Annotated in this window: 9 protein-coding genes and 1 tRNA gene; 2 read left to right on the top strand and 8 right to left on the bottom strand. The window is 59.7% G+C overall.

From position 1 onward, the window contains the following. Positions 1 to 250: 250 nt before the first annotated feature. From TSO5_RS18255 to TSO5_RS18245, 3 genes are all read right to left on the bottom strand, one after another. Positions 251 to 1,654, bottom strand: a complete 1,404-nt coding sequence (locus TSO5_RS18255; protein ID WP_109152887.1) for a TolC family outer membrane protein — start codon at positions 1,652 to 1,654, stop codon at positions 251 to 253. Positions 1,655 to 1,656: 2 nt separating this feature from the next. After that, complete coding sequence (locus tag TSO5_RS18250; RefSeq protein ID WP_085089264.1) at positions 1,657 to 1,983, bottom strand: rhodanese-like domain-containing protein; 327 nt, start codon at positions 1,981 to 1,983, stop codon at positions 1,657 to 1,659. 102 nt (positions 1,984 to 2,085) lie between these two features. Continuing rightward, positions 2,086 to 2,742 (bottom strand): protein-L-isoaspartate O-methyltransferase, encoded by a 657-nt coding sequence (locus tag TSO5_RS18245; RefSeq protein WP_109152886.1) that lies wholly within the window; start codon positions 2,740 to 2,742, stop codon positions 2,086 to 2,088. A gap of 297 nt (positions 2,743 to 3,039) precedes the next feature. On the opposite strand from TSO5_RS18245, the gene TSO5_RS18240 reads away from it, so the two are divergent. After that, positions 3,040 to 3,113, top strand: a tRNA-Cys gene (locus TSO5_RS18240). 557 nt (positions 3,114 to 3,670) lie between these two features. On the opposite strand, the gene TSO5_RS18235 is transcribed toward TSO5_RS18240, so the two are convergent. Both TSO5_RS18235 and TSO5_RS18230 read right to left on the bottom strand, forming a co-directional pair. Beyond that, positions 3,671 to 4,228 carry a recombinase family protein gene (locus TSO5_RS18235; protein WP_109152885.1) on the bottom strand — a complete coding sequence of 186 codons (558 nt, stop codon included), beginning with the start codon at positions 4,226 to 4,228 and terminating at the stop codon, positions 3,671 to 3,673. 138 nt (positions 4,229 to 4,366) lie between these two features. Continuing rightward, complete coding sequence (locus TSO5_RS18230; protein WP_109152884.1) at positions 4,367 to 5,266, bottom strand: serine protease; 900 nt, start codon at positions 5,264 to 5,266, stop codon at positions 4,367 to 4,369. 373 nt (positions 5,267 to 5,639) lie between these two features. Here TSO5_RS18230 and TSO5_RS18225 point away from each other — a divergent pair, with 373 nt between their 5' ends. Then, positions 5,640 to 6,149 (top strand): hypothetical protein, encoded by a 510-nt coding sequence (locus tag TSO5_RS18225; RefSeq protein WP_109152883.1) that lies wholly within the window; start codon positions 5,640 to 5,642, stop codon positions 6,147 to 6,149. A gap of 37 nt (positions 6,150 to 6,186) precedes the next feature. Here the strand turns inward: TSO5_RS18225 and TSO5_RS32300 are convergent, their stop codons facing one another. From TSO5_RS32300 to TSO5_RS18215, 3 genes are all read right to left on the bottom strand, one after another. Next, complete coding sequence (locus TSO5_RS32300) at positions 6,187 to 6,468, bottom strand: hypothetical protein (protein WP_146203799.1); 282 nt, start codon at positions 6,466 to 6,468, stop codon at positions 6,187 to 6,189. A 48-nt stretch (positions 6,469 to 6,516) separates the two neighbouring features. Further along, positions 6,517 to 6,984: a hypothetical protein gene (locus TSO5_RS32295; RefSeq protein WP_146203798.1), complete on the bottom strand. Its 468-nt coding sequence runs from the start codon at positions 6,982 to 6,984 to the stop codon at positions 6,517 to 6,519. 1,509 nt (positions 6,985 to 8,493) lie between these two features. Further along, positions 8,494 to 8,943, bottom strand: a complete 450-nt coding sequence (locus TSO5_RS18215; RefSeq protein ID WP_199230929.1) for a BRO family protein — start codon at positions 8,941 to 8,943, stop codon at positions 8,494 to 8,496. Between the last annotated feature and the right edge of the window lie 346 nt (positions 8,944 to 9,289).

The raw sequence follows: 9,289 nt of genomic DNA, 5'->3' as shown, positions 1-9,289 counted from the left end.
GGGGTGGCGGGGGCGGCGGAGGGGGTGGCGGCGGAGGAGGCGGCGAAGGCGCCTGGGTTTCCGACTTGGCAGGCTCGCCGTCCTCGGAAATGATCCGCCGGATGGAGGCGAGGATTTCCTCCATCGAAGGTTCTTGCTGGCCCTTATCGCTCATCGTGGCAACCCGAGACGTCAACCTGACCCAAACCTAGGGCAGGGCTGACAAAAAAGCCATAATACAAAAACGGCCCGCTTTCGCGGGCCGTCTCGTTCATTCGGTCACCGACGTTCCGAACCACTTGCCCCGCGTCTTGTCGTAATTCGCTTGCGGGTCGTATTTCTGGACCGGCAGGTTGAGCCGGTCGGCGGTCAACTGTCCGCTGGACGCCAGAACATTGAAGGCCGCGACCATCTCGTCGTGCTGGGCACGGACCAGGAAGACGCGGGCGTTCAGCAGTTCCTGTTCCTGGTTCAGCACGTCGAGCACGGTGCGCGAGCCGACCTGCGCCTCCTGACGGACGCCTTCCAGGGCGATCTGCGCCGCCTTGATCTGCGCCGAGTAGGACTCGATGCTGGCGCGCGCGGTCTGCAGGGCCTGCCACGCGCTGACCGCCGATTCGGTCACCTGACGGCGGGCCTCCTCGATCTGCAGGCGGGCCTGGTTGGCCGTCTGCTTGGCCTCGCGGACCAGGGCTTCGGGCTGGCCGGCCTGATAGAGCGGGATGGTCACCTGGGCGGTGATCTGCGCGCTGTCGGAGCGGTTCAGGTCGATGCCGGAGGAGCGGCCGGGATCATAGGTGCGGCTGCCGGAGGCCGACAGGTTCACCGACGGCATCAGGCGGCCGTACTGCTGATCCACCGCCTCGCGCTGTGCCGCTTCGCTGTAGGAGGCGGACAGGACGTTCGGGTTGTTGGCGCGGGCCAGCTCGACCAGCTCGTCCAGGTTCTTCGGCAGGCGGAAAGCCGGCTTCGGCGCCTTCAGCTCGCCGGGAGCGGCGCCGACCAGACGTTCGTAGGTCGCGCGGGAGGCGCGCAGCGTGCCTTCGGCCGAGATCTTGGAGGCGATGGCGGCCGACAGGCGCGACTCGGACTGGCTGACGTCGGTGCGGGTGTATTCGCCGACGCGGAAGCGGTCGCGGGCGGCGTCCAGCTGACGGCGCAGCACCTGCTCGTTGTTCATCTGCAGCTGCAGGATGGCCTGGTTCTGGACGATGTCCAGATAGGCCTGGGCAGCGGCCAGCAGCACCGACTGTTCCGACGCGATCAGGGTGGCGCGCTGCGCCTCGACCAGCCGTTCGGCCCGGCGGACGGCCGGGGCGACGGTGGCGTCGTAGATGGGCTGGGTGGCGGTGATGCCGACGCTTTTGGGATTGGCTTCGGACCCCGTCGAGCCGCCGTCATACTTGCTCTCGCCCGTCGAGCGCGAGATGCCGGCGGTCACGCGGGCCGTCGGGCGGTAGCCGGACAGCGCCTGCGGCACGCCTTCGTCGACGGCACGCAGACGGGCGCGCTGGGCGCCGATCGTCGGGTTGTTGGCATAGGCCTGGGCGAGGGCCTGTTCCAGGGACTGCGCCTGGGCCGTACCACCGCCGGTCACTGCTGTGCCCATCGTGGCGGTCAGGGTCAGGGCCGTCGCCAGCAGCCAGCGGCGCGCAAAACGGCTTCGCACGGTCATGTTCAGTAGACCTTCATGTTCGGGTCGATTCGGCGCGCCCAGGCATCGACACCGCCATCCAGGTTGATGGCGCGGTCGAAGCCCCTGGAACGCAGCCACATGGTGACCTGCGCGCTGCGGCCACCGTGATGGCACACGACGACGATGTCGCGGTCCTTCGGCAGCTCGTCCACCCGGCCGGGAAGCCCGTTCATCGGGATGTGCAGGCTGTCGTCGATGGCGCACAGCGCAAACTCCCACGGCTCGCGCACGTCGAGGACGACCGGATCGTCACCGGCCTTGCGGCGGCGGTCCAGCTCTTCCACCTCGATCTCAAACGGCGCGGCCATGGGTGCTCACTTTCGTGCAAGGGCGACGGCGACGGTAGCGCAGAACCGCGCAGAGGTAAACTGCACGGTTCAGTTCAAGACCTGTCCGACCGGCGAATCCGGTCAGAACACGAAGGACGCCTTCTTCTCGAAGCCCGGCAGCGCATGCGGCTGGGCCTCGAACAGGATGCGGCTCGACACCACGCCGGCGCTCCGCTGGAACAGGCGGACCTCGCCGACGGCGCCCTTGCCCTGGACGATGGCGACGAGGCGTCCGCCTTCCGCCAGCTGGTCGGTCAGCGACGCCGGCACCTCCGGCACGGTACCTTCGACGACGATGACATCGTAAGGGGCGTTTTGGGCGTACCCCTCCGCCAGCGGGCCGGTGACGGCCTTGGCATTCGCGATGCCCTGCCCGGCCAGCGCGGCGGTCGCGGCGGCGGTCAGCCCTTCGTCGCAGTCGATGCCGACCACGGACGAGGCGAGACGGGCCAGCACCGCGGTGGAGTAGCCGCCGGCGGCGCCGACGTCGAGCACCCGGTCGGTCTCCTGCACGGCGACGGCCTGCAGCATGCGGGCGAAGACCATCGGTTCCAGCAGGAAACGGCCCTTGCCGATGGGGAGGTCGTCGTCGACATAAGCGACGCCACGCGCCGTCTCAGGAACGAAGGCTTCGCGCGGAAGCTCCGACAGGACGTCGACGAGACGTTGATCGGTCACCTTGTTGGGGCGGATCTGTCCCTCGACCATGAAATAGCGTGCGGCGGCGAAATCGGTCATGGCGGTCGCTTATTGATGTGTTGTGACGACACCGGCACCAAGCCGAACAGCGAACGGCTTCCTGCCATGGCCGTATATAGCCGCAAAGGCTCGGCGAACACAACGCCACGAGCGATGGGACCACGGGCGATAGGCGTCCGGCCTTTGCCGATGGCCGGGAAACTGGGCAGGTGAAGCGCCCGGCGAATGATGTTCAAAAATCGTCACCATTCGCCTTGACCGCTCCGTTCCGGGCCGCTATACCACCGCTCCACACCGAGGGCGCACCGGAAACGGCGCGCCGGTGCCGGTCAGGATGGCGCGGTGGCAGAGTGGTGATGCAGCGGACTGCAAATCCGTGTACGTGGGTTCGATTCCCGCCCGTGCCTCCATCCTAACCCTCTGGAAACCTTACGGTTTTCAGCCTTTAGCCCTGAAGCGTAGTTGGCGCAGGGCACCCAATTTGCTCCCATCTTGCTCCCAATTGCACCCAAGGCTTCGGCCTGCTGTGGGCGTTTGCTCCCACGGCTGATCCGTTGCCCGATGAACGCCCCCTATCTGCCTCAGCGACTCGCCGCAGTCCAGCCCCTTCCCTTCAGGCATCGCAGGGAAGCCCGTTGCGCTGTGGGAGCGGAATGGGAGCAAAGGCGCCACCGGCCTACAGTTTGGACGGCACAGTTGAAATTCAGGCGCCGCACCTCCCCCCGGTGGGGGCCGATTTACGGAATGGCGTCCCCCTCTCGGGGAACCGAAGATCAAAGGGGCCGGGGGGTGCCGGGAGTCCCTTAGAGAAATCTGGCAGGCTTCCCTACCGTGAAGGGCCGGAACAACAACCAATCAACAGCCCTAAAGCCTCATTCTTTGAAGTCGGTTTTCCAAAGGACCGGGGGAGGGTCGGGAGTGTCTTCCGGTCCCTTGGGACTCCTACCGCCCTTCCCTGCCCCGCGGTTTAGGCATCGGCACCAAGGATGCGGTAGACGCTGGCACGGCCGATCCCGAGTCGCTTGGCAATCTCGCTGGCACCCACGCCCTGCGCCTTCAGAGCCATTACGTCTTCCGCCTTGGCCTGTGCCGTGGGCTTCCTGCCCTTGTATTTCCCGTCAGCCTTGGCCTTGGCGATACCCTCCCGCTGGCGTTCAAGCATGATCTCCCGCTCAAATTCAGCTACGCCACCAAGCATGGTCAGCATCAGCTTGCCGGTGGGAGTGCTGGTGTCGATGCCCATGTTCAGGATGCGCAGGGATGCGCCCTTGGCCTTTAGGGCGTCGAGGATCGTCATCAGGTGGGCGACGGAGCGGGCCAAGCGGTCAAGCTTCGTCACCACCAGGGCGTCCCCTTCCCGGATGTAGTCGAGGGCAAGGGCAAGCTGTTCCCGGTTCGCCACGTCCACAGAGGACACCTGTTCCTGAAACAACCTCTCGCACCCTGCCGCCTGTAGGTCACGGACCTGTGCCTCAATGCCGGCTTTCTGGTCGAGGGTGCTGGTGCGAGCGTAGCCGATCAACATGGCCTGTTCCGTCCCAAGTGTCTCAATGAACCCTTAGACGTTATCGCCCTGATGTCCCAAAATGGCAAGCGGGATTTCATTGGGACGGCTTGGGCGTGGGCGTGAGACGACTCGCTAGGGCACGGTCTATCGGGACACTCAGGACGGGTTCTCTCCGCATTCACCCGTGGCATGGGTTCGGAGAAGGGGATGTAGTTCGTCATCCGCTTGCAGTTCAATGAACCCGTTTTCGATTAACCATCCAACGCTAAGCTGCTGTCCGGTAATCCCGTTCACAGCGCCACTAATGTCAATGTCAATTATTTCGCTAATTGGTGTGAAATGGGATACCGGGAAATCGTCAAAGCCGGTGTTAGTTACGCCAATTACTGCGCCATTCATTCCGAATACCGGGCCGCCGCTCGAGCCTCCATAGACCTGTATCTGTGCTTCATAGCAGGCAGTCGGTAAGAAAATTCTATCGCGTCCATATTTATAAAGTCTCGAAATTTGCCCGACCGATTCAAGTGGATGAGGAAAGATAATGGTTTGGTCCTGCGGCGCATGTATGCTTTGTGGCTTGAAATGCCGATGCATCTCTCTTGAATACGGGACTGAAACAATGGTTTCTGGAAAAGAAATTGACTGAACAACCTCGCTGTGCTGAGGCCAATAGAAGCTGACGGGAAGATATTGGTTATAAGCGCGATTAACATTATCGCTTTCTGTCTGCTTCATAAAGCCAATAGCTATGTCAGCTTTATCATGCAAGAACGCGCTCTCAATCCCTCTGATGGTGCCACTACCCTTGTGAGCTTCAAAATATGATCCTACAAGTGCGGAATGGATCTTTCCGTCTTCTTCGGCCCACTCGTGAATAACGTGGGCGGCTGTCACGAATATCCCTGTGCTGGATATGAAGAACCCGGTACCAATAGCTCTTATCTGATTATCTCCATACACTTTCATGATGGGGAAAATGCAGGACATATAGGGTATTTCCAAACCATCGCTGTTGATGAAGGTCTCTTGAGCAGGCACACCGGAGTATGGCAACATTTCTGATCCTCACCTTCTAATGAGAATTTCGTATTCTGCCCTCACCCTTGCCGCCTGTTCAAGATGCCGCAACTTCTGAATTGGTTTCTTGTGTTTGTACCTTGGGGCTTCTTTTGTTGGCGAAGTGGGAAAGCAGACAACACATATCTCTAGTAGCCAGGAAGATTATTGGTAGGATGGTTAGGTTCGCTGATTAAAAATGGTCGATGTTGGCCGCTTACCTCTCCGGCCACGCCAGCACCTAATTCAACCACCCTTTGAGAACCCGCAATTCACCCACCCCTAGGAGGAAGGCCATCTGCCGCCTCTCAGGACCAGGGCGCCGGAGAAGCCGGTAAGCGGGTCAACCCACTCTCAAAGGACGAACAACGATATGCACATTCCGAAGATTTCCACTCTCCGCCGGGAACCCCTGTGGCGGGACAAGCAAGGTGTTACTGTGGCCGCTATGGCGGAACGCTGGCGTATAGCCGACTCCACCCTGAGGGCGCTCTTGGATCACCACGGGTTCCTAGAGACGGTCCCCTATGGCGGACAACAGCGAAGGGCACTGGTGCCGGACAATGTGTTCCATGCGGAGTATGGACATAATGTCATCCCCGGTAAGGGGTCTGGGGTATTCCAGGGGGATAAATCAACAATCATCTTCCCCGTCTTCTATGAAGAGGTGTTGGATAATATCTGGTGGTGTCTGGACTATGCAGGGATCACTAAAGCGGTTTCCAACATTGATAATAAGAAATGGCGATTGAACTATCTCCTTAGCGACCATGGATACCTACCGAATACCGAAATTGCTTTGCTGTCCGGTTATACGGTTAATGGTGTGTCCGTAGCGAGGCTTCGGAGACAGAGGGACCAAAGGGAGATGTTGGCAGCCTGAGGGCTATAATAACTTACGAACCAACTTTTCCCCTCAGTCACGCCAACGTCCCCAAGGCCGCATTGTCCGCAGCAAGCCGCAGGGCTTCCGCGAAGGTCTGAGGCACCTGAAACGCCGGGGCAGCCGGGACCAGATCACCGCGGCGATACGCGGCGAACACCCGGACCAAGGTTGCCCGAACCTCCTTCGCCTTTTCAGTACGGGAGAACATGGCGACTAGAAGGGCCTGTTCTTCGTTCAGATAGAAGGCTTTGGCGGGGCGCCCCGCCGCGGGGATCGGGGTTCGCCGTGCGGCACGGCAAACCTTCAAAACGCTCAAACCCGCCCACAAATTTGCACTTGGCAGGTGCAAAGGGGGCCAAAGCCCTTAAGCTCTGCTACGCTTGCTAAGGTTTATCGGCTGTACCGAGATAATCTCAAAGCTCTCAATTCCGGCCTTGTTCGGTGCAACCATAGCCGGGTATTCCCGGTATTTACCGTGGCGGTAATAAGGGTCCGAATTTGTGGGCAACTCCCCCAAACCTCCGAAACTCTCAAGCTCCGCCACGCTTGCCGGTGTTTTCACGGGCCGCGTGAATACTCCAAACCCGTCAAGTCCGCCGCTATTCGGTAGTAGCGGCACGGGAGTTGGTAAGGCGCTCCATGCACTCGGATCATGCATGGTGACGTTGCACGGGGTGAGTGCAACATGCCCAAAGCCTTCAAGCTCCGCATTGTTAAGTTCGATCACGTTGCGAATGTTCGTCGGCCGGGCCATACCAAGGGCCGCCGCAAGCTCCGTGTCCAGAACACGGGGTTCACCTTCAACGGCGGCAACGCAATTCAGGTCGTTCATGGTCGCGGGTGTCCTTCAGGAAGCCCGTGGGCGGCTCGCTGTAGGCCCTTGGCGTGGGCGTGGCTACATGAGTGGCGGGCGATTGTGGGGCCGCTGTAGCGAGTCCCTGAGGGCGCCTAGGGACGGCTCGTTCGTTGTTCCGGCAATAGCCATGGGAATGCTTCAAACCATTCGTGGGAGGCGGGGGTTTGCACGTTGCGAATGCAAATCCCCACGAGCTCCGATGCTATGTAGTTATCTTGAGCCGCAAGATAATTCGGATGTCCGTACGTCCCGATTATCGGCTAGTTTGCAGGCAACGGCTGCAAAAGGCTGAGGGGTTTGTCGGTAGCGGCGACAAAGCTTTATAGCCTCTCAAAACTCTCCCCTCCATTGCAGATAAAATTGTTTTATAATGTCAGGATCAATTTTTCCGTACGGTGCGGAAAAGAGGGTTTGATTGAGATGCAATCGAACCACCAAGCCCCCTTAGTTCTTCTGTGTCCCTTTGGGCCGATGGCACCCCCAGAGCATCGGCGCCAATCACCACCTTTTCACGCGATCTGTGAAAAGCCTGAAAGCCCTTACAAGTTGACTACTGTGTCAAGCCCTCGCCAGGAAGCCCAAAAACGACTCGCTGAAGGCCCTGGCGCTGGCTTGGCTACATGGGGTGGGGCGCTATAGCGAGCCCCTGAGGGTATCTATTGGGGCGAACCAGACAGATCTTATCGTTCCACATACGTGGTGACGACCCGTCCGGCTCGGCCCCCTAATGAGAAGGGATGCCCGCCGGTTTGACGCCCCTTCTATTGTCGAGTTCACGAAGAGGAGCCCTATCGGGTCGCCCGCTTCGGGATCACCGCAACATGTTCAATAATGTCGTACTTCGGTAAATTTATGAGACGCAGTGCTCGCAGGGGACTACCCCACTGCCATCACATTCAGGACAAGGATCCCCCCCTTCGTCCTCCCCTTCCCCCTGACATTCAGTACACGCGACTTCACCTTTCCCGCCACAAATTGGGCAGGCTTCACTTGGCAAGTCGCCCGTCCCATCGCAAACAGAACACTCCTGCGTACCGCTACCCCCGCATTTCGGGCAGTCTTCGGGGGCAACCTCTCCTTCTCCATTACAACGATCACAGTCTTCGGTGCCGCCTTCGCCATTTCCTCGATATCCAAGGCCGCGACAATCTGGACAGGATGGCTCTCTTCTTCCTCCATCACATGCCGAACAGGCGACTTCTCCGCTGCCATTGCATTCTTTGCATTGCTTCACGTCCCATTCCTTTCTGGCAGGGCGTTAAGTGGGGAAATTTAAGTTGTGTTTCTTGACCATAAATATTAATAATCCGCGATGGCGCTGGGGTGTTTTACCAAAAGAAATACACGTATAGTACATTTTTCTATAAATTGGAATGATGAACACGGGCGCCGGATCGATCAGAGGATCGCTCGCACCGTCAAGCTGCCGCCGTGATCGCAGGAGCGACGTACCCCCGCAACCTGTCCTCGCACCACTCCACCCCCTCATGCTGCGCCGTTTGGCGCCGCCCATCCACGCGCCTTGGGGATGCCGTTCCAATGCGCTGATAAATGATCCCGGCTAAGGGCTTTCCCTTCCTCACCCATGATATAGCCGCCGTCCTTGCGGATCGCGGGCAACACGTCCCGCGTAACCCAATCCTGAAACTTGCGGGCCTCGGTGGAGTCGGAGCGCATCACCAACTTGTAAAGGCCGGCTTCGGAAACGACTGAAACAGCCTTGGCGCGGGCATCGAACGGCCAGGGTTGGATCCGATCCACCCCAACACTTCCCTTGTCCGTGTGGGGCAACTTCTTCATGGCGTCTGCAGTGTTCACCTTGCCGTAATAGACATACACACCAAGGGCAAGGCACACGTCCTTAACGACGAACCAAGGCGCCCCGTCGATTTCAACGGTGCGGATGCTGATCGGGCCGGCGGAGGCAGGGAACACGAAGCTGATTCAGCATCGGCCATGAGATAGCACTTCATGGCTTTGACGGCGGTTTGTTCGTCTAAGGCGGTAGCCTTAGGAAAGGTAGCCTTTATGTGCTTCGCGCTGTGCTGCGTGATGTTGCCGGCGGTTACAGCTGCCGCAACCTTATCCCACGTCTCGGCCAGCCACATAGCGGCGGCCCGGTCAACGCGGGGCAGGGAACCAAGGCCGTTAGACTATCATCATTCCCCGAACCGTTTGCTGTTCAGCTTCCCGGTTTTCTCAGAGCCTGACCCGAAAAGAATTGAGTGATTTCAGTCCCTTGTGATTCGATCGATGTTGCGAAGCATGACGAATGACAAGA

This window comes from Azospirillum sp. TSO5 (genome assembly GCF_003116065.1).
GTDB lineage: Bacteria > Pseudomonadota > Alphaproteobacteria > Azospirillales > Azospirillaceae > Azospirillum.
Note: the sequence above shows the minus strand (reverse complement) of the source record. Positions and strands in the feature narration are given on the sequence as shown.

Coding starts and splice junctions, on each gene's coding strand:
- TSO5_RS18235 (WP_109152885.1), bottom strand. CDS start 4,228: ATGTTGATCGGCTACGCTCGCACCAGCACCCTCGACCAGAAAGCCGGC.
- TSO5_RS32295 (WP_146203798.1), bottom strand. CDS start 6,984: ATGAACGACCTGAATTGCGTTGCCGCCGTTGAAGGTGAACCCCGTGTT.
- TSO5_RS18245 (WP_109152886.1), bottom strand. CDS start 2,742: ATGACCGATTTCGCCGCCGCACGCTATTTCATGGTCGAGGGACAGATC.
- TSO5_RS18255 (WP_109152887.1), bottom strand. CDS start 1,654: ATGACCGTGCGAAGCCGTTTTGCGCGCCGCTGGCTGCTGGCGACGGCC.
- TSO5_RS18225 (WP_109152883.1), top strand. CDS start 5,640: ATGCACATTCCGAAGATTTCCACTCTCCGCCGGGAACCCCTGTGGCGG.
- TSO5_RS18230 (WP_109152884.1), bottom strand. CDS start 5,266: ATGTTGCCATACTCCGGTGTGCCTGCTCAAGAGACCTTCATCAACAGC.
- TSO5_RS18250 (WP_085089264.1), bottom strand. CDS start 1,983: ATGGCCGCGCCGTTTGAGATCGAGGTGGAAGAGCTGGACCGCCGCCGC.